The following is an 18,602-nucleotide window of genomic DNA, read 5'->3' as shown; positions in this document are numbered from 1 at the left end:
TTACCCTTTATTTTTGGCGCGTTCAATAGCTTCCATCAAGATTTGACGGGCCTCTGTCGCATCGCCCCATTTGCCAACACGAACCCATTTTTCTGGTTCTAAATCCTTATAATGGGTAAAGAAATGTTCAATTTGCTGCATGATGATTTCGGGCAAATCATTGGATTCGTCAATTTTACGATAATAGGGGAAGGTCGCGTCAATTGGCACGCACAGCAATTTTTCATCGCCGCCATGTTCATCTTCCAAATTTAATACTGCAATGGGGCGCACCCGCACAACCGACCCCGGCATAAAGGGCGAACGTGCAATGACCAACGCATCCAATGGGTCGCCATCGGGTGACAAAGTATGGGGAATAAAGCCATAATTTGCGGGGTAACGCATAGGGGTGTGCAAAATACGGTCCACAAATAATGCGCCCGATTCTTTGTCAAATTCATATTTTACCGGTTCGCCGCCAACGGGAACTTCGATAATGACGTTCAAATTATTCGGCACGTCTGCGCCAACCGGAATTTTCGAAATATCCATAAATACTACCTTATTGGGAGAGAATTTTCATTACTGTTCATAATATGTCCTAGCCCATACATCCTTCGATGCACAATTCCAATATTTAACGGCACATTATTGCTATTTTTTATAAAATTATTGCGATCGGCGGGCTGTTAACAATAAATCCAGCGCGGTTTCTCCTTCGCCAATTTTTTCCAAATGGGGATATTTTATCCCGTCATGATAATTTATTAAAATGGTGCGAACACGTCCGGCCCGCTCAACAATCAATTTAATCGGCGTTTTGCCATCACGCGCGGTCTGCATCGCATCACTCATCGCCTCTGTGCTATAGCTTAAATCGCCCACAGCAATGATTTTTGTGCCCGCAACCAATGCTTCATTAAATGCTGGGCTGTTCCATATCACGTTGCCAATTTCGCCGCTTTTCCCAATGGTTATACCGATGCTGTGCGACAGGTCCAAACCGCCAAATTCTTTACCACGTTGTTTGTCATAAACATTGGGGGTGTCTTTCCACACCAATTGATATCCGCCCGCAATAATACCCTCCAATGGTGCGGCCTGATTGGGCATGATGATTCGATCATGCAGAAATTTTGCCCAATCATAGGGGGCAATATCGTTTAATATGCCGGTTATTGTATCAAAATTATAGGTAAGCTGTCCCCAATCGCCATCATTAACCCCGAAAAATGCCTTTGCAAAATCATCAAGCGATTTATTCCCGCCCGAAAGTTCACGCAATTTCATATCGGTGGCAAGCCAAACGAGAGAGCCTTCATTATAATAATCCTCATTTCGTTGCCAGCTGGAAAAAGGTTTTGCCTTACGCGCCGCGATAATCGGGTCATGGGTGGTATCTTCCACCGAACGCCATTCACGGCCCGGTTGCGTAGCATAATATGCGGCATATCGCGCCCATTCGCCCAGCACCAATTCCTTGCTTTGGATTCCGGACCGCGCGCCCAGCACCAAATCCCAAAAACTGGTTTGGCCTTCATATACCCATAATAAATTATCCTGCATGGGCGTGTCAAAATCTGGCGTCCATAATTTTTCCGGGCGGCGATATTTGCCATTCCAACTATGCACTAATTCATGGGGTAATAATCCCCTGGTCCATTCTTTTTCATCCCATTTGGTGAAATATCCCGTGTCGCGGGTATTTTCTGATGATCGGTGATGTTCCAATCCCACGCCGCCCAATTTTTCGGTTAGGCCAAGTAAAAATTCATATCGGTCAAAATGTTTTGCGCCAAATAATATGACCGCTTCTTCCACCAAATTGCGGTGAACGGCGATATGTTCGTCCTTTGCCTCCAAAAATTTGGCATCATCGGCAACCACATTTAACGTGACATTATGGCCCAAATCCCATTTTTTATAATATTTCCCTGCGAACATCGGGCTGTCCACAAATGTTTCAAAATCGGTAACATCATAATCAATGCGAACGCCCTTTGCATTATTGCTTATCTTTGCGCCGTCCAATGCGGCAATGCCGGTCCATCCAGTGGGCAGGGTGACACTGGGCTTTATAGGGATTTGGCGGGTAAAATATCCCGCAGGATATAATGCCACCATTTCCCATTGAATATTCATCATTTCATTGGTCACGGTGATGCGGCCCTCATCGCGTTGAATCGGCGATAAAAATTGAAAGCTGATGTCCAAATTTATATTGTCGGATGGGACATCAATATGAAAAGCATAAACATTTAATGGATCGCGCGTCCAATTTAACAATTTACCATTTGCCATGATTTTCAGACCGGCCATTTCGGAAATTGCGCCGCGCGGCGCATGTTTGCCGGGCAGCCATTCGGGATATAGCAAGGTCATTTTGCCGGCTTTTTTAACGGGAATGGTTTGTTTTACATTAAAAATTGCACGTGAAATATCGGTCGCATCAACATCCAATATCATGGTGGCGGGATAGGGGATATCCTGCGCCTTTGGCACATTATCCTGTAAAGGTATGGGCTGCGGCGCAGATTTTGCCGCTTGCGCCATAAGATTGGTGGGCATTGCCATGATGGTGATAATGGGTAAAATGGCGGCGGATAATTTATATTTAAAATTTTTCATAACCGCAATTCTTGCCATAAATTATTGTCCTGTCCAATATAAATATTTGGCATATTTATTGGGGCAAAAAATTCTGTCAAATTTCGTATAATATTGATGTTTCACTTCATCCAAAAAAGCGTTAGGGAGCATTTATGGCTAAAATACAAACTCCCAATCCGGTTCGTGGTACGCAAGATATTTATGGCGAAGCAGAAGAACGCTTTGCCCATATTATTGCTGTTTTTGAAAAGATTCGCGCCCTTTATGGTTTTAAGGGGTTGCAGCTTCCGGTAATTGAACCAACGGGCGTTTATTCGCGTTCATTGGGCGATGCGACCGATATTGTGTCCAAAGAAATGTACACATTTGACGATAGAGGCGGGGATAGTGTGACCATGCGTCCGGAATTTACCGCCGGAATTTGCCGTGCATATTTAACCAATGGGTGGCAACAACATGCGCCGATGAAATTGTCCGTGCATGGGCCATTATTCCGCTATGAACGCCCGCAAAAGGGGCGTTATCGCCAATTTCACCAAATTGACGCGGAAATTTTGGGCGCAGCAGAGCCCATGGCCGATGTGGAATTATTGGTCATGGCGGACCATTTATTGCGCGAACTTGGCATATCCGACGGGGTGACGTTAAATTTAAACACATTGGGCGATGGCGACAGCCGCGATGCATGGCGCAGCGCATTGGTAGAATATTTTAACGCACATAAGGACGTGTTATCCGAAGATAGTTTACGCCGATTGGAAAGCAATCCGTTACGCATATTGGACAGTAAAGACCCCGATGACAGGGGTGTGTGCCATGCCGCGCCCGTCATTGATGATTATTTGACCAGCGAAGCGAGCGATTTTTTCGCCGCTGTGACATCCGGCCTTGATGCGGCGGGTGTGGCGTGGAAACGCAATAAACAATTGGTGCGCGGCATGGATTATTACCGCCATAGCGCATTTGAATTTATTACCGACCGATTGGGCGCACAGGGCACGGTTTTGGGCGGTGGCCGTTATGATGGATTGATAGAGGATTTGGGCGGGCCGCACACACCCGCCGTTGGCTGGGCCGCCGGGGTAGAGCGGTTGGCCATGTTGATTGATATGCCGAAGCAGGCGGTTTTTGATGCCGCTTTAATTCCCATGGGGGAAAGCGCGCAAATGGCGGCAATGAAAATTATTGCCGATTTGCGGCGCAATGGGCTGCGCTGTGAAATGGCATATAAGGGCAATATGAAAAAACGCATGGTAAAGGCCAATGCGATTGGTGCCAAATATGCCATTATTTTGGGTGATGATGAATTGGCTGCGCAATCCGCGACTGTAAAAAATCTATCCGATGGTAGCCAAATAACCGTGCCTTTTGATAAATTGGCCGAAAAACTGGCCCAGAATTTGGCATCATGATCCGCATTTCTGATGATCGAATTGCCCAGATTGAAGGGCGCTTTAACGAGCTGGAGGCGAGAATGGCCTCTGGCACGTTGGAGGGGGATGAATTTGTCGCCGCCAGCCGCGAATATGCCGAAATGGAAGAAACGGTAAAGGCCGCGCGCGATGTGCGCCGATTGCGCGCGGAAATGAACTCGCTTGACATTATGGCAAATGATCCCTCGGCAGATAGGGATTTGCGCGATATGGCGGTTGAGGAATTGAACGAGGTGTCGGATAATCTTTCCTTGGCGGAACAATATCTTGCCATTACTTTATTGCCAAAGGATAGCGCCGATGCGCGTCCCGCCATGTTGGAAATACGCGCAGGAACAGGCGGGGATGAGGCGGCATTATTTGCTGGGGATTTATTCCGCATGTATAGCCGCTTTGCCGAGCTGCAAGGATGGAAGATCGAAATTATTTCTGCAAATAGCGCCGATGTCGGGGGGTTTAAGGAGGTGGTGGCTTCGTTAAACGGACAAAATGTGTTCGCCATGATGAAATTTGAAGGTGGTGTGCACAGGGTGCAGCGCGTGCCGACCACCGAAAGCGGCGGGCGTATCCACACATCGGCGGCCACAGTGGCAGTATTGCCCGAACCCGAAGAAGTGGATGTGCAAATTAACGATAATGATATCCGTATTGATGTGTTTCGCGCATCGGGCGCGGGCGGGCAGCATGTGAACACAACAGACAGTGCGGTGCGCATCACCCATATTCCCACCGGTATTGTGGTGTCGCAACAGGACGAAAAATCACAACATAAAAATAAGGCAAAGGCGCTTAAAATCCTGCGCACCCGAATTTATGAGGTGGAGCGGAAGCGCACCCAATCCGCAGAGGCCAGCGCGCGCAAAGATATGGTGGGATCGGGCGACAGGTCCGAACGCATTCGCACCTATAATTTTCCGCAAGGCCGCGTTACCGATCATCGGATAAATTTAACCCTGCATAAATTGCCCGAAATATTGGAAGGCGGCGGCTTAGCCGAATTGATGAAGGCGTTAATTGCAGAGGAACAAGCGCAAAAATTGGCCAATATTGACGGCTTAATTTAATGGCAGATATTGCGCCATGCCCGCGTGATGCATCAGGGGCGCTGCGTTGGGGCAGGCAATTGCTGCACGGGATAAGCGATAGTGCGGCGTTGGACGCAGAATTATTATTGGCCCATGCGCTGAACATTAACAGACAGGCGTTGTTATTGGGAATGCGTGATTTTATTGCGCCGGAAATTTTTGCCGCCTTTATTGAACGGCGAATGCAGGATGAACCCATCGCCTATATTATCGGGCGGCAGGCATTTTGGGATTTTGAGGTGCGGGTGACGCCCGATACGTTAATTCCGCGCGCGGATAGCGAGGTTTTGGTTGAAATTGCGCAGCAAATATTTGCCCATCACGCGCCAAAAAACATCATCGACCTTGGCACGGGATCGGGGATTTTGGCGATAGCGGCAAAGCGTTTATTTCCAGGAAGTGACGTACAGGCGATGGACCAAAGCGTCGCTGCGGTTGAAATTGCCGCGCAAAATGCCGCCGATATTTGCGGGCAAGGCAGCATTGATTTTCACATCTTAAATTGGCGTGATGGGGGGTGGATGTCGGCGCTGCGCCCGCCATATGACCTGATTTTATGCAATCCGCCCTATGTGGAGTTGGATGCAAAATTGGATAAAATGGTGGTGGATTATGAACCGGCATCGGCATTATTTTCCGGTGCAGACGGGATGGATGATTATAAAATTTTAATGGCGGCGGTGAAATTTTTATTGGCCGATAATGGAATATGCCTGTTCGAAATTGGACATGAACAGGGCGATAAAATAAAAAAATTAGCCGATTTTCATGGGTTAAAATGCGATGTGAAGCCCGATTATGCGCGGCGCGACCGTGTGGCCATTGTCCAAAAATCATAAATAAAATGGTGATTAAAAAAATTTTGCTTGGCAAGGGTAGAAACCATGTCTAAAACAAAAATTGTCGATAGCATCGGAGGTAAGATAGCCCCAGATAATCGGCCGCACTTCTCCACATAAAAGCTGATATGCTGCTTTGGCTTAAAGCTTGGATTAGGTGCTGATACCAACGGATAAAAACAGGACGGCAATCCTATATGAATAATCGTCAAGCCAGCCGCAGACGCGGCAGAGGCAATAACCGACCCCAAGGTGGAAACCGTGGTGGAGGCGGTGTTGATTACCAAAATCGTGTGGATAATCGCGCACGCGGTAATGCAAATCAAATGCTTGAAAAATATAAAAAACTTGCCAATGATGCGCAATTAAACGGTGATCGTGTTAATGGCGAATATTATTTGCAATTTGCCGACCATTATTTCCGCGTTTTGGCCGATTTCAAATCCCGTCAAGAGGCAAAGCAAGAGGATCATCGCCGTTCGCGCCGTGAACGTGATGATAATGACGATGATCAAGATGATCAGGATGAAGGCGAAAATAATAACGCCGATTCCAACGATGATGGCGATGATATGGATTCTGGTTCGAATCAATCACGTTCACGTCAAAAAAATTCCCGTTCGCGCCAAAATGATGATGATGACCAAGATGGCGGCGATAATTATCAAGAAAAACCAGCGCGCAGACCGCGCCAGCAAAATTCGCGCCCACAAAATTCGCGCCAGCAAAATAAACGGCATGATAATGATGAAAATCAGGGTGATGATGATGGCGATACAGCATCAAGGCCGCTGCGCGAGGAAAGAGAAGCGCGCCAACCAAAGCAGTCCCGCCAGACGCGTCAACCACGCGCAAAGAAAGCGGATAATGCCCAATTGGGATTGGATGCGTCCATACTTCCCCCGTCAATTGACACATCGGGTCATGGACCAAATGATAATGGGGCAAGTGAAAATGAGGTCAAAGTGGAGGTGGTAAAAAAACCGCGTATCCGCCGTCCGCGAACACCAGTGGACAATGCAGCTGAGTCAAATTCAGAGATAAATGCAGCCGAATAAGCCGATTTTCATCAATGATGAAGGCATGATGGATATTACCAAAGGATTTTGTTAATCCTCTGGTAATCCAATATGTTTGAGTATATCCTGATAATATCTTATTATTTGGGGAGCTTATCATGCGTCATCATTTGTTAAAATCATTTGCTATTATCATGGCGATGCCGATGGCGGCAATGCCTGCATCCATGGTGGCCGCCCAAAATACCGATATAGATCCGGATAAAAGCGCACAGGGTGATGTCGCCCTTACTGTTTATAATAATGGTCAGGCATTGGTTCAGGATGAGCGTCAGATTAACCTGCCCCAAGGGCGCAGCATACAGCGTTTCCCCGATGTTTCCGCGCAAATTCGCGCCGAAACCGTCACGCTTACCGGGCCGGGAATCGGCATTGTTGAGCAAAATTTTGATTATGATTTATTGACGCCTGCCAAATTGATGGAAAAGGCGGTAGGGCAGAATATTACCTTGGTTCGGACCAATCCGGCAACGGGCGTGGAAAGCAGGGTAAGGGCCAAGGTACTGGCGGCAAATGGCGGGGTTGTTTTGCAAATTGGCGACCAGATAGAGGTGCTGCGTGACGATGGATTGCCCGTGCGGGTGATTTTTGACCGTGTGCCGCCAAATTTACGGGCAAAGCCCACGCTTTCGGTGACTTTGGAATCGGCGAAGGGCGGCATGACCCCCACCAGATTAACCTATTTAACCCCAGCTATGGGGTGGAAATCGGACTATGTGACCCTGTTTGATGAGGATAAGGGGACAATAGATGTGCAGGGTTGGGTGACATTGACCAATAATACAGGCACAGATTACACCAATGCCAATATTTTATTGGTGGCAGGAAATACAAATTCAGGCGGCGGGCGCGGCAATTATAATGCACGCGGCGTCAGCTGGCCCACAGGAACTATAGAAGAGGCGGGCACAGAATCCAATGATCGCGAACGATTGGGCGATTTTTATCTATATCCCTTGCCAGAGCGCACCACCGTGGCCAATGCACAACAAAAACAGGTGAGCTTTTTGGATGTAAAGGGCGCAAAGGCCCGCAAAGTATATGAATTTACCAATAGTTGGATGTCCACCAATGAGGCGGCCAGCGCGTCATCGGTTTTGAAATTTTCCACATCACGCAGCGGCGGCCTTGGCGACCAATTGCCACAGGGTGTGATACGCGTCTATATGCGTGATAAGCGCGGCGATCCGCAATTTATTGGCGAAAATCAAATAGAGGCAACCCCCATGGGGTCGGCTATGTCCATTCGCACCGGCGATGCATTTGATGTAAAGGTAAAAACCGTGGTAGAGGAGCGCACAAGGTTGAGCAATCGGCGTTGGCGCACCAAAATGCGGTATGAAATTACCAATGCACGGTCCACAATATCAAAGGTTGATTTGGCGCAAAGCGGCCTTTGGGGGGATGTTCGCATCGTCGAAGAAAGCATGACCAGCACGCGTGTGTCGGCGGATAAAACCGAATGGAGCGTTGATGTGCCCGCCAATGGTGCGGTGACGATTACGGCAACATTTGACACCAGATATTAAGGGGCAGGCGATGCGCTCCTTATTCTATATATTGTCATCTTCATTCGCGGTTACAATAAGTGGTCCGGCCATATTGGCACAGGATGTTGGGCAAAATATTGAGCAAAAAAATGAAGTCAGCCCGCAATATGTAAAGCCGCAAATTGTGACCTCCACCCAGCGGGATAAAGTGAATTTAACCGTTTATCGCGATCCAAATCGGGGGCAGCGCGCGATGAGTAAAAATTGGCCGCAGGGTTATGCAATGGTTAGCGAAACGCGCACTGTCACCATTCCGGCGGGTGAAGCGGTGATACGGTTTGAAAATGTGGCCGAGGGTATGTTCCCCGAAAGCGCGATTATTTCCGGCCTGCCCAATGGGGTGCGCGAGAAAAATATGGATGCGCGGTTATTATCGCCTGCCGGTTTGGTTGATGCATATTTAAAAAGACAGGTGACGATTACCCGAACCGATAAGGCCACGGGCAAAAGCATATCCAGCGAGGCAATGATTACCGCAGGGCCATTTGGCGGGGTGATTTTGGAAAGCGAAGGCGGGTTTGAGGCGCTGCATTGCACGGGCCTGCCCGAGCGTATGTCATATGGCGGCGTGCCAGAGGGTTTATCGGCCAAGCCGACCCTGTCCGTTCAAACGATTAGCGATAAACAAATCACCGCCACATTGACCATTACATATTTATCCGCCGGATTCGATTGGGATGCCAATTATATTGCCGAGGCAAAACCAATTGATGGCAAAATGGCGGGCAAGGTTGATATTTTTGGATGGATGACCGTGGCCAATGGCGGCGCGACCAGTTTTGACAATGCCAATTTAATGGCAGTGGCAGGGCAGCCAAATCGCGAACGCAGCAGCCCCGGCCCGCGCCCAGTTGAAAAGGGGCTTAACCTGAAATGTTGGCCAACACAGCGCACGCATGAAATCCCCTATCATGGCGGATATACTTCCGTCCTGCCGCCCCCACCACCGCCAGCCCCCCCCATGGCGATGATGGAAGCTGATGCAGAAAATATTGTTGTAACAGGGGCAAGGATAAAGGTTGCAAAAAGCATGGCGCCCATTGCCGCCGTGGTGGCCGTGCAGGAAAATTTGGGCGATTTAAAATTATACCATGTCCCCATTTTGGTAAATATCAATGCCAAGGGGCAAAAACAGGTCGCCATGATTGTAAAGCCTGATGTGAAATATGACCATATTTACCGTATAAATGTGGATAATATTTCTGCTTATTATAATGATGATGATGATGATCAAAGCAAGCCCATCCCATTTTTATTAAAATCAATGAATAAGACAGAAGATGGATTGGGATTACCATTGCCAGCAGGACGGGTAGCCATTTTTGAAAATAGCGAATTTGGCCCATTATGGCTGGGTGAAAGCAGCCTGACCAACCGAGCGGTGGGAGATGAGGTAGAGGTTGAAGTTGGTGAATCTTCGGCGGTTCGTATCACGTTGAGATTAATGCAAAAAAAAAGAAACTCTGAAGAATATAGGCTTATCCTAAGCAATGCATTGCCCTATGCGGTGCGGGCTGAGGTTGAAATCCCCTATCAACTTTCTGGCAACCCAAAATCTGTACGCAAAATTGACGGGATACCCACTTGGGAAGTGGTTGTTCCCGCCAATGATGAGGTGAGTTTAATTTATAAGGTTAAGCTGCAATAATGAATTTAGGTTAAAGCGCGGGCGGCAATAAACGCGGGCGATGATCCTCATCCAATGCGACAAAGGTGAACAGGCCGTCGGTCACCTTAACCTCTTGTTGGCCGCGCGCACGTGTCGCCACCACCTCTATCCGTATCGCAATGGATGTTTTGCCGCGGCGTTCCTCATGCGCGTAAACCGAAATAATATCGCGCAATAAAATCGGCGCAATAAATGTCATGCTTTCAATCGCCACAGTGGCGCACGCCCCTTGGCTAACGCGGCCAGCAACAATACCGCCGGCAATATCCATTTGGGATAATACCCAGCCGCCAAAAATATGGCCGTTGGAGTTAATGTCCGATGGACCGGGGGTAACGCGCAAAATGGGGTCGCTGCGTTGCGGCATATTTTTGACATTATTGGTCATTTTTCTTCTTCTTTCCAATTTGGGGGAGATTTATTGTCAATTACTTCATCATGTCCCGTGCCACTAGATAAAAAGACAAGTCCCATCAACCCTGCGGTCAACATGATTGAAATAATAATCGCAATTGATGTGGCAATATATAGATGGATGGAAATCATGCCATAATTATAATAAAAAACCGACAGAGCGATTGCCGTGCAACCAACTGCCAAACCGGCCATCCACCGCATTAACCGCCAATATCGGCCCCATGCAAATTTTGAATATGCCGGATTATCCAAATTTGATGGACGAATTTTGGGCGATGGGACGGGGGAGATATTTTTGTTGGACATGGAATTTCCTTTACATCGCCCTTATGCTATATTCATATAATAAGTGGAAGAGTTAAGATGATTAAAATGAGGAAAATTTAATAGGGGGAATAGCATGACAATATCGGCCATTATTGAAAATAGACAAGGCGGTGTCATCAGCGCCGCGCCGGATGACAATGTGGCAAAGGTGGCGCAAATATTGGCGGATAAACGCATTGGTGCATTGCCCATTATTCAAAATGACGATGTTGTTGGCATTTTTTCTGAACGTGATTTGGTATATGGCATTGCCCAAAATGGTGCCAAAATGATGGAAATGAAGGTGGGTGATGTGATGACCGCCCCTGCGATTAGCATTTCATCCGACACGCTGATACTTTCCGCTTTATCATTGATGACAAAACGCAGAATTCGCCATTTGCCCGTTGTGGACAATGGCCGTTTAATCAGCTTTGTTTCCATTGGCGATTTGGTGAAATATCGCATTGATAAGATTGAGGCAGAGGCCGCAGCGATGCGTGATTATATTCAAATGGCGTAAATATAATGGCGCGGTTTATCATCATCTTCATGTAAAACCACGCTGTCCTTATGCTTATTTGCCATATCTTAATGGGCACAACCCAATTCAGCCATATCTTAAACTGGTATGCTCTAATCGGCCTTAACCGCTTCTGCTGGTTTGCGGATTAACATGACAACCTCGTCAAATAATGGCCTTGCCATGAACCTTAATAAACCAAGGAAACAGACCCCGCCAATCGCAACCAACATGGAAAGACGGATGGATTGATAGATATGCGCCGCTTCGCCGAAAAACAGATGGTCCGATAAATATACTATGCATGCCATGATGCTGCTCATCCAAATGGCGGGCCATAAAGCGCCAATGACATCCATGATTGAAACGCCGATAATATTTCGCGCTTGATAATAGGTAAAGGCCAGCAATAAGGGAAAGGCGATTAACCAGCCAATTGACAATCCAATGCCGCCATAATGCACCCCGAATAAAAAGGCACATGGCATGATGATAGCGCCCGCTATGGAATTACGCGCGGTCACATTGGGGCGTCCTGCAGCATTTATGGCGGGGTGAAATAAAATTTGCAGGGTCATAAACGGCATGGCAAAGGCGATGAGCCGTACCATGGGAATGGTTTCATGCCATTTATCACCAAGGATGATTTTGATGAACGGGTCGGCCGTCACCGCCAAACCAAAATAAAGGGGCAGGGTAACGACCATAATCATCCGCACGGTTTTCAACCATGAATTTTTGAACAGATGGGCATCATGTTGCATTCGTGAATAAGCTGGAAAGGCAACCTCATTTAACGGGGGAATAAATTTGGAGGCGAAGATGGTGGTGATGAACATGGCCTGTGTGTAAATGCCCAAATCATGCGGAGACAGCGCCCGGCCTGCCACAATAATATCGGCCTGGCTTTGCACAATCCAAAATCCCTGGCTAATCATAATTGCGCCGCCAAATTTTAACATTTTTCCTGCACCGGAAAAGTTGAAAATGGGCAAGACGCGCATTTTAGTGATGGCAACCAATAAAATGGCGCGCACCCAAAAACCAATGACGGGCGCAAAGACCAGCGTCCAAACACCTTGATCCATTAAAGCAAGAACCAGCGAGCTTCCTGCACCCGCAATGGCCGCAGCAATATTGACAATGGCGGGTTTTTTGAAATTTAAATCACGCACCATCAGTGCCTCTGACATCACGATTAACGGTGTGGATAGGTAAATAAGCGATTGCCAGATTAGCATATCTTTGATGATGGGGTGGCCATAATATGCCGCCACCGCAGGGGCTGCCAATATTTGACCGATGGAAAGGGCGATATTTAACAATATCATCATGCCAAATGCCTGGCTTTTCTGCCGCTCGGTCACTTCTTCGCTATGCACCAATGAACTGGCAAAGCCATATCCGTTCAAAAAATTCAAAAATGCCATCACCACGGTCGACATGGCAAACAAACCATAATCAGTGGGGTCAAGCAAGCGAACGACGATTAACGTCGCGCTCCACCCAATGATTTGCGACAATATTTGCGAACCCGACCGCCAAATAACGGCCTGTCTGACACGGCCTGCAAGCGGCGCATTATTATTATCGCCGCCATCAATATTTTGGCTTTTATCAATGATATTATTGGCAATGCTCATCTAATCACCCATTACCATATAATATATTGCCGACAATTTGTTCCGCCACACGTTCGATTGTGCGGGCGGGATTATGGGGCAATATTTCATCAATTTGATGCCCCACCATCGGGTCGGGCATATTGGCAAATGTCACAATATCCAAATCATCAATATCGGCAATCATGGCGCATGCTTTTTCAAAACGGCGCCGGACAATATGGTTTATTTTTTTGCGGTTACGGCTCAATAATTCAAAACTATGCGATACAATGATGAAATGATGCCGTCCTAAATAAACCGCATGGTTTAACGCATCAAAAATTTCCCGTGCGCTAATCGCGGTAATTTGGGCATGGCGCTGGGTCCCTGATGGGCCGGAAATAGCCCCAATGGGCATTTCTATAACGCCATGATGATAAATGGGCTGCCATTGATCGGGCGGCAGGTTAATTTGACATGCTGAATTTAATATGGCGGGGCAAAAACTGCTGTCATATTTAATGCCCATATCGGCCAATGCCCGCAAACTATCGTCATTTGCGCCATAATTTCCCGCGCGAAATGCGGTGGGGCGGGGTGCGCCTGCCTTGACCAAAATATCGCATCCCGCTTCAATGACGCGTTTTTGCATTTCATATGGCAACATATGCATATGATGTGCAAAAAATGGCGTAGTGCCAAAATATCTATCGCTTATTTTTTGGGAAAAAGTGGATAGCCATTCGCTATGAATATGTAATTGCACCTCATGCCCGCGTTCCAATATGGGATGGACAATCGCATCAATGGACTCTTGCCCAAATAATAAAGCGGGCATGGGATCGACGAAAAAAACCGCCTTCATCCCATATTGATCAAAAATATCCATTTGATATTCAATGCCAACATCGCCATCCGCCGTTTCACAGGAAATGGAACGCGCATAATTTTCACGCCAATCCATTGACGGATTTTTTTGATATAATCCGTGTGAATATTCTGTGTCGATAGTGATAAGTGCGCTTCCCATTTAGGCGGCATAGCAAATATATGTTTACGATTGGTTTAGGCGCAATTTATTTATGTGGCATCGCGATGTTTCGATTAAGGGTTGCAGGATGGTTTTTATCCTGCTGCGGCGTTTTTCATCGCGCAACATATTATATACGCTATTCGCCAAAATATCGGCCAATTGGATACCATCGCTATTTTTGCTATCTTCCAATATGGCCTTGCCCCAATTGCCCAGTAAATCGGCAATTTCACCCTTTATGCCCGACAATATCATGGGGTCATATCGGCCATCATCGATAATAACATCGCCGCACCCGCCGGTTAATGGCAATAAATCACCCACTGCTTGTTCCAATAACATGCTATAGGCTTTTTTATCGTCCATATCGCCAATTTCGGCCTTTGCGGCATAGGAAACCGCAATATTAACCGATTTTTGTGATAATATTTCAATAATTAACCCGCGTTCGGTCAAATCAATTCGGCTGCCCTTTAACTCACCGGACAGACCGGTAATGCCGCGATATCGTGCCTGTACTTGGGCGGCGTCATCCGCGCTAATATATATGGCGGCAAAGCTCATATATCCGGTGCCTAATCCGCCGCTTTCATCGCAATATATGGGCAAAATATTTCTCCGTTATGCAAATATTATCCTGATGTAGCGAATATTATATTATTTGCACGGATATTTGCGAACCATATAATCACGCATAAATGCATGCATGGTCATTTGTTTGCGTTTTGTTTGACCCGCGGCGGATAATTCTGAAATCAATTGGTCGGATGACATGCTGCTATTTTTCGGGGGGCAATATAATGGTTTTCCAGTCTTTTTCGCCTTTTCATTTTCGGCGCGTAAATTGGTTCTAACATTGTTCATTTCGCCCTTTAAAATATCCATATCCTTGGACAATATCGCGCCAACACCCTTTTTCTTTAATGCAACCGCCTTAACATAAAAAACTTCTGCATTCATGGATGCCGCCAATAGGGGGGCAGCAAAAGATAAAGCCAGAATACAGGCCATAAAGGGCATGAAAAGATAATTTTTCAACAATTTTATCCTTTTTATAAGGGCGATAATTTGCCGATATTTTGATGATGACGGCTTATTCGGCCAATATAATTGCTTTATTAAATATTATTTTTGAATGTAAAATGAATATATTATCTATTTATTAACCTTATTATTTAGCCAGATTTAAGTCATGTCTGATTATGACGTTATCTTATGTTTTGGCATCTGCACTATAAAAATCGCCGTAAAAATGGATCGGTAAAGGCATCTTATATGGGCATATTATTATGCGCGGCGACCGCAATGTCGGCGGCGATAATCCCATCTGTGGCGGCCCATGCCTTGAACGAAGGGTTGCAATGCGTTCCCTATGCCCGCGCGTTAAGCGGGATAAATATTTATGGCGACGCACATACATGGTGGGGACAGGCCGAGGGAAAATATAAACGCAATAATCGGCCCGATATTGGCGCGGTCATGGCATTTAAACCCCATGGGGTGATGCAATTGGGCCATGTCGCGGCGGTAAGCAAAATTATTGATAAACGCACAATTTTAATTAGCCATGCCAATTGGTCCACCATAAATGGCACGCGCGGCCACATTGAAGATAATGTAAAGGCTATTGACGTGTCAGAAAAAAATGACTGGTCATTGGTGCGGATATGGTATTCACCCATTGATAATTTGGGTGGGTCGGAATATCCCATACATGGTTTTATCCATCCAAATAGCCAAAATAATGACCGCGATATTCGGTTGGCCGTGGCTAATTTAACAGGCAAAACGCCTTCACATTCGCCAATTTTGGGCAAAAAAGGCAAAAAGAACGAAGATCGCCCATCGGTGCGCATGGCCGATGCCCGCCCGGAAAAATCAAAAAAACAAGAAAATCGTGCGCAAACCAGCTTTACCTTATCCGCATCAACCCTACGTGATGCAGAATATGGTGCGCGTCATGAAAAGGTAAATAAAGCAGCCGCGCAAAAAAAGAGTATTGCTGAGCCGCAACACGCCAATGAAGCACCAAGAAAAAAAGATGAAATTGGTGATTTATTGGCGCAAATTGGCGCGGGTAATTAACCGATTTTATGGCCCAATTTATGGCCCAACTTATAACCCAACTTATAGCTAGGCGCGGTGATTAAACAAATTTTATCCCGCCTTTGCAACGGGTGCATCATCGCCCAAATCCTCAAACCATGCCTCAACATCGCCTTTCAAGGTCAACATCATAGGGCGGCCTTTGCGATCCAATGATTTGCCGGCCTGCACCTTTATCCAACCTTCGGAAATGCAATATTCCTCAACATTGGTGCGCACAGAGCCCTTAAAACGGATGCCAATGCCGCGTTGCAAAATTTCGCCGCCAAAATGCTCACTAAAAGCATGAATGGAAAGGCGATCGGGTGGTGTATCTTGTGTATTTGTCATGAAATTCCTTTGCCGTAAAGCGGCGCATCTTGCAATAATATATATGGGTCAATTTTCATTTGAAAAAAATTGGATGATTAAAATATCAATGTCTTTTGCGGGTTCAAAATTGCTTTTTCGAACCTCAAATTGGGTGGGGGATATTTTTTTAATCCCGTCCATACACAGGCTTAATAAATTATTTTTATCGCCCTTATCCACGACAAGATGGAAATTTTTTATCGGCCCGCGCCAATTTGCGCCCGATTTCAAAATATAACTTAACCATGTTTCATTATAAAATATGGCATATTCTTCATCATTATTTTTGCGATGTTGGGCCATTTTTTTATCAAATCCGGCTAGGAAATCATTATCAATACAATATTGCGCTCTATATTCCGCAAAGCCGGAATTGGGTGCTTCTCGATAATTTTTGTCCATTGCGCCCGCGACGCTGCCGCCAATCATGGGTTTATATTCATGTTCGACAGTGATTTTCTTTCCAGCGGGGAATTTTTGATGGCGGTTCATAAATGTGGCAATTTGCCAATTGGGATATATTTCCCCCATATCACCTTTGACCAATAATCCCTCATCAATATATGCTTGTTTTTCCGTATCATTTAGCGATCTTATTATTTCCCAAATGCTGTCATCATGCCAATAATTTATTGGCCAGCCCAATTGCGCCAAGCGAAGATTGATATTTTTACCCTTTATTTCGGCATTGTCGATTTTGGATAAGGAGACGGGCTGTCCATCAACCAAAGTCGTAAAATTTAATTCATCCCAATTTGCGCCATATTCAGCGGCCAAATATTCCTGTTCTATAAAGGAAGGTGTGACGGGCAGGGGAAATGAAATTAAAATATCTTGATCTTTGTCACTATGGTTAAAATATTGATATTTAACCTTTGCCTTGTCCATGGAGAGGAATAAATATTCGCTTTCCATGCTGATATTATCATTTTTTATTAACTCCAACCCGCCTATGGCAATGGCGGCCTCACTATCATTGGCGTGGGCGGGCAAAAATTGACAACTTGCTAATAAAAAAGCTGCGGTTAACAGAGAAAATATGGGGTTTTTCATCAATTTTCCAATGATAAGATTTTAGGTAAAGGCAATTCTTATCCTTATTTTTCATATGTGCAATTGGCATTTTGTAACCATTTTAAGAAATTCGGCGAACATCTTTTTATAAATATTTAAAAGAGGAAATGACGATGCCGCATCTACGCCATAAAAGCGAAATTTATAACACCAATAGGGGAACAAAAACATTACGGAATATTGCCCTATTTTTTGCCATATCCGGCGCGATGATGGGCAGCGCATATGCAAAGGATGACGATGAAAAGCAGGTCAAATTCACGCCTGAATCCGGGTTTTTTGTGACCGCTCATGCCGGATTATCAACGCCGCGTGATGCAAAATATGATGGCGTGCAATCGCCCAATAATGGCGTTCCGGGCATGGTGGGTGCGCCAGCAAATGTTCGGGTGGAATTTTCCAATGGAGAATTTTTCGGCGGTTCAATTGGATATAGGCTGAACCGCCATGTCTTTGGTATTTTCCAACCCAGTATAGAGGTTGAGGCAAATTATTCGAATGCAGATGTAAATGGTGGGTCGTTTAATGGCGGCAATCAACATTTTGGCGGCAATCAAAAGGCGATTAGTTTTTCACTTAACTATCAATCGGACATTCGTTGGTCCGATGATCAAAAAATCATCCCCTTTACTGGCGGGGGCATTGGTGTGACGCAGGTTGAAAATAATATTTTATATGGAGGAAATAGCTCGCCAAATGCCGCGCCTTCATTTGGGGTGGTGGGTAGTGATGCGGGGCTTAGCCTGCATAATAATATCGGCCTGACCTATGTTATAAATGATAATGTGGAATTAACCGCGCGGGCGCGGTATCAACGGGTTAGTGGATTGAAATTTGACCGCCGTTTCCTTGCCACGGGCGGGTTAAATGCCAATGTGGAGGGTAAATATGAAAATTTAATATTCTCCGCCGGGATAAGGAAGCGTTTTTGAGGCGATTTT

Annotated in this window: 19 protein-coding genes; 9 read left to right on the top strand and 10 right to left on the bottom strand. The window is 46.1% G+C overall.

The genetic code is table 11. From position 1 onward, the window contains the following. On the bottom strand, positions 1–534 hold the full coding sequence (gene ppa, locus LPB140_RS10885; protein WP_072559849.1) for an inorganic diphosphatase: 534 nt from the start codon (positions 532–534) through the stop codon (positions 1–3). Positions 535–651: 117 nt separating this feature from the next. Further along, positions 652–2,610 carry a M61 family metallopeptidase gene (locus LPB140_RS10880; RefSeq protein ID WP_072559848.1) on the bottom strand — a complete coding sequence of 653 codons (1,959 nt, stop codon included), beginning with the start codon at positions 2,608–2,610 and terminating at the stop codon, positions 652–654. Positions 2,611–2,744: 134 nt separating this feature from the next. On the opposite strand from LPB140_RS10880, the gene hisS reads away from it, so the two are divergent. From hisS to LPB140_RS10850, 6 genes are all read left to right on the top strand, one after another. Beyond that, entirely contained in the window at positions 2,745–4,004 is a 1,260-nt protein-coding gene (hisS, locus tag LPB140_RS10875; RefSeq protein WP_072559847.1) for a histidine--tRNA ligase, read from the top strand. Continuing rightward, positions 4,001–5,089 carry a peptide chain release factor 1 gene (prfA, locus tag LPB140_RS10870; protein WP_072559846.1) on the top strand — a complete coding sequence of 363 codons (1,089 nt, stop codon included), beginning with the start codon at positions 4,001–4,003 and terminating at the stop codon, positions 5,087–5,089. The genes hisS and prfA overlap by 4 nt, the downstream gene beginning before the upstream one ends. Continuing rightward, on the top strand, positions 5,089–5,949 hold the full coding sequence (prmC, locus tag LPB140_RS10865) for a peptide chain release factor N(5)-glutamine methyltransferase (RefSeq protein WP_083550358.1): 861 nt from the start codon (positions 5,089–5,091) through the stop codon (positions 5,947–5,949). The genes prfA and prmC overlap by 1 nt, the downstream gene beginning before the upstream one ends. A 197-nt stretch (positions 5,950–6,146) precedes the next feature. Then, complete coding sequence (locus LPB140_RS10860) at positions 6,147–7,007, top strand: DUF4167 domain-containing protein (RefSeq protein ID WP_072559845.1); 861 nt, start codon at positions 6,147–6,149, stop codon at positions 7,005–7,007. Positions 7,008–7,174: 167 nt separating this feature from the next. Beyond that, the gene (locus LPB140_RS10855) at positions 7,175–8,557 is read left to right on the top strand and encodes a DUF4139 domain-containing protein (RefSeq protein ID WP_232223501.1); all 1,383 of its coding nucleotides are present in this window, start codon (positions 7,175–7,177) and stop codon (positions 8,555–8,557) included. Further along, complete coding sequence (locus LPB140_RS10850) at positions 8,541–10,226, top strand: DUF4139 domain-containing protein (RefSeq protein WP_156874197.1); 1,686 nt, start codon at positions 8,541–8,543, stop codon at positions 10,224–10,226. Before LPB140_RS10855 ends, LPB140_RS10850 begins: the two co-directional genes overlap by 17 nt. A gap of 10 nt (positions 10,227–10,236) precedes the next feature. Here the strand turns inward: LPB140_RS10850 and LPB140_RS10845 are convergent, their stop codons facing one another. After that, positions 10,237–10,635, bottom strand: a complete 399-nt coding sequence (locus LPB140_RS10845) for an acyl-CoA thioesterase (protein ID WP_083550352.1) — start codon at positions 10,633–10,635, stop codon at positions 10,237–10,239. Continuing rightward, positions 10,632–10,970, bottom strand: coding sequence for a hypothetical protein (locus LPB140_RS10840; RefSeq protein WP_072559843.1), 339 nt, complete (start codon positions 10,968–10,970; stop codon positions 10,632–10,634). Before LPB140_RS10840 ends, LPB140_RS10845 begins: the two co-directional genes overlap by 4 nt. Positions 10,971–11,064: 94 nt before the next feature. Here LPB140_RS10840 and LPB140_RS10835 point away from each other — a divergent pair, with 94 nt between their 5' ends. Further along, entirely contained in the window at positions 11,065–11,493 is a 429-nt protein-coding gene (locus LPB140_RS10835; RefSeq protein WP_072559842.1) for a CBS domain-containing protein, read from the top strand. A 113-nt stretch (positions 11,494–11,606) separates the two neighbouring features. On the opposite strand, the gene LPB140_RS10830 is transcribed toward LPB140_RS10835, so the two are convergent. The 4 genes from LPB140_RS10830 to LPB140_RS10815 are packed head-to-tail and all read right to left on the bottom strand — an operon-like array spanning position 11,607 to position 15,141. Then, positions 11,607–13,136, bottom strand: a complete 1,530-nt coding sequence (locus LPB140_RS10830; RefSeq protein WP_083550349.1) for a lipopolysaccharide biosynthesis protein — start codon at positions 13,134–13,136, stop codon at positions 11,607–11,609. A 4-nt stretch (positions 13,137–13,140) separates the two neighbouring features. Beyond that, positions 13,141–14,127, bottom strand: a complete 987-nt coding sequence (locus LPB140_RS10825; RefSeq protein WP_072559841.1) for a polysaccharide deacetylase family protein — start codon at positions 14,125–14,127, stop codon at positions 13,141–13,143. A 24-nt stretch (positions 14,128–14,151) separates the two neighbouring features. Next, positions 14,152–14,739, bottom strand: a complete 588-nt coding sequence (locus tag LPB140_RS10820; RefSeq protein ID WP_072559840.1) for a DUF3800 domain-containing protein — start codon at positions 14,737–14,739, stop codon at positions 14,152–14,154. Between the two features lie 48 nt (positions 14,740–14,787). Beyond that, the gene (locus tag LPB140_RS10815; protein WP_198024117.1) at positions 14,788–15,141 is read right to left on the bottom strand and encodes a hypothetical protein; all 354 of its coding nucleotides are present in this window, start codon (positions 15,139–15,141) and stop codon (positions 14,788–14,790) included. 264 nt (positions 15,142–15,405) lie between these two features. Between LPB140_RS10815 and LPB140_RS10810 the strand changes: the two genes are divergently transcribed. After that, positions 15,406–16,215: a CHAP domain-containing protein gene (locus LPB140_RS10810; protein WP_083550604.1), complete on the top strand. Its 810-nt coding sequence runs from the start codon at positions 15,406–15,408 to the stop codon at positions 16,213–16,215. A gap of 72 nt (positions 16,216–16,287) precedes the next feature. On the opposite strand, the gene LPB140_RS10805 is transcribed toward LPB140_RS10810, so the two are convergent. Beyond that, positions 16,288–16,566, bottom strand: coding sequence for a DUF3297 family protein (locus LPB140_RS10805; RefSeq protein ID WP_072559837.1), 279 nt, complete (start codon positions 16,564–16,566; stop codon positions 16,288–16,290). A gap of 48 nt (positions 16,567–16,614) precedes the next feature. Next, positions 16,615–17,640, bottom strand: a complete 1,026-nt coding sequence (locus LPB140_RS10800) for a DUF4424 family protein (RefSeq protein ID WP_072559836.1) — start codon at positions 17,638–17,640, stop codon at positions 16,615–16,617. Positions 17,641–17,774: 134 nt separating this feature from the next. Here LPB140_RS10800 and LPB140_RS10795 point away from each other — a divergent pair, with 134 nt between their 5' ends. Beyond that, entirely contained in the window at positions 17,775–18,593 is an 819-nt protein-coding gene (locus LPB140_RS10795) for a porin family protein (protein WP_156874195.1), read from the top strand. Positions 18,594–18,602: the final 9 nt, after the last annotated feature.

The organism is Sphingorhabdus lutea, from assembly GCF_001889025.1.
GTDB classification, from domain to species: domain Bacteria; phylum Pseudomonadota; class Alphaproteobacteria; order Sphingomonadales; family Sphingomonadaceae; genus Sphingorhabdus_B; species Sphingorhabdus_B lutea.
Note: the sequence above shows the minus strand (reverse complement) of the source record. Positions and strands in the feature narration are given on the sequence as shown.

Coding starts and splice junctions, on each gene's coding strand:
- LPB140_RS10860 (WP_072559845.1), top strand. CDS start 6,147: ATGAATAATCGTCAAGCCAGCCGCAGACGCGGCAGAGGCAATAACCGA.
- LPB140_RS10815 (WP_198024117.1), bottom strand. CDS start 15,141: ATGGCCTGTATTCTGGCTTTATCTTTTGCTGCCCCCCTATTGGCGGCA.
- LPB140_RS10800 (WP_072559836.1), bottom strand. CDS start 17,640: ATGAAAAACCCCATATTTTCTCTGTTAACCGCAGCTTTTTTATTAGCA.
- ppa (WP_072559849.1), bottom strand. CDS start 534: ATGGATATTTCGAAAATTCCGGTTGGCGCAGACGTGCCGAATAATTTG.
- LPB140_RS10805 (WP_072559837.1), bottom strand. CDS start 16,566: ATGACAAATACACAAGATACACCACCCGATCGCCTTTCCATTCATGCT.
- LPB140_RS10795 (WP_156874195.1), top strand. CDS start 17,775: ATGCCGCATCTACGCCATAAAAGCGAAATTTATAACACCAATAGGGGA.
- prfA (WP_072559846.1), top strand. CDS start 4,001: ATGATCCGCATTTCTGATGATCGAATTGCCCAGATTGAAGGGCGCTTT.
- LPB140_RS10855 (WP_232223501.1), top strand. CDS start 7,175: ATGGCGGCAATGCCTGCATCCATGGTGGCCGCCCAAAATACCGATATA.
- LPB140_RS10830 (WP_083550349.1), bottom strand. CDS start 13,136: ATGAGCATTGCCAATAATATCATTGATAAAAGCCAAAATATTGATGGC.
- LPB140_RS10840 (WP_072559843.1), bottom strand. CDS start 10,970: ATGTCCAACAAAAATATCTCCCCCGTCCCATCGCCCAAAATTCGTCCA.
- LPB140_RS10810 (WP_083550604.1), top strand. CDS start 15,406: ATGGGCATATTATTATGCGCGGCGACCGCAATGTCGGCGGCGATAATC.
- hisS (WP_072559847.1), top strand. CDS start 2,745: ATGGCTAAAATACAAACTCCCAATCCGGTTCGTGGTACGCAAGATATT.
- LPB140_RS10880 (WP_072559848.1), bottom strand. CDS start 2,610: ATGAAAAATTTTAAATATAAATTATCCGCCGCCATTTTACCCATTATC.
- prmC (WP_083550358.1), top strand. CDS start 5,089: ATGGCAGATATTGCGCCATGCCCGCGTGATGCATCAGGGGCGCTGCGT.
- LPB140_RS10845 (WP_083550352.1), bottom strand. CDS start 10,635: ATGACCAATAATGTCAAAAATATGCCGCAACGCAGCGACCCCATTTTG.
- LPB140_RS10825 (WP_072559841.1), bottom strand. CDS start 14,127: ATGGGAAGCGCACTTATCACTATCGACACAGAATATTCACACGGATTA.
- LPB140_RS10835 (WP_072559842.1), top strand. CDS start 11,065: ATGACAATATCGGCCATTATTGAAAATAGACAAGGCGGTGTCATCAGC.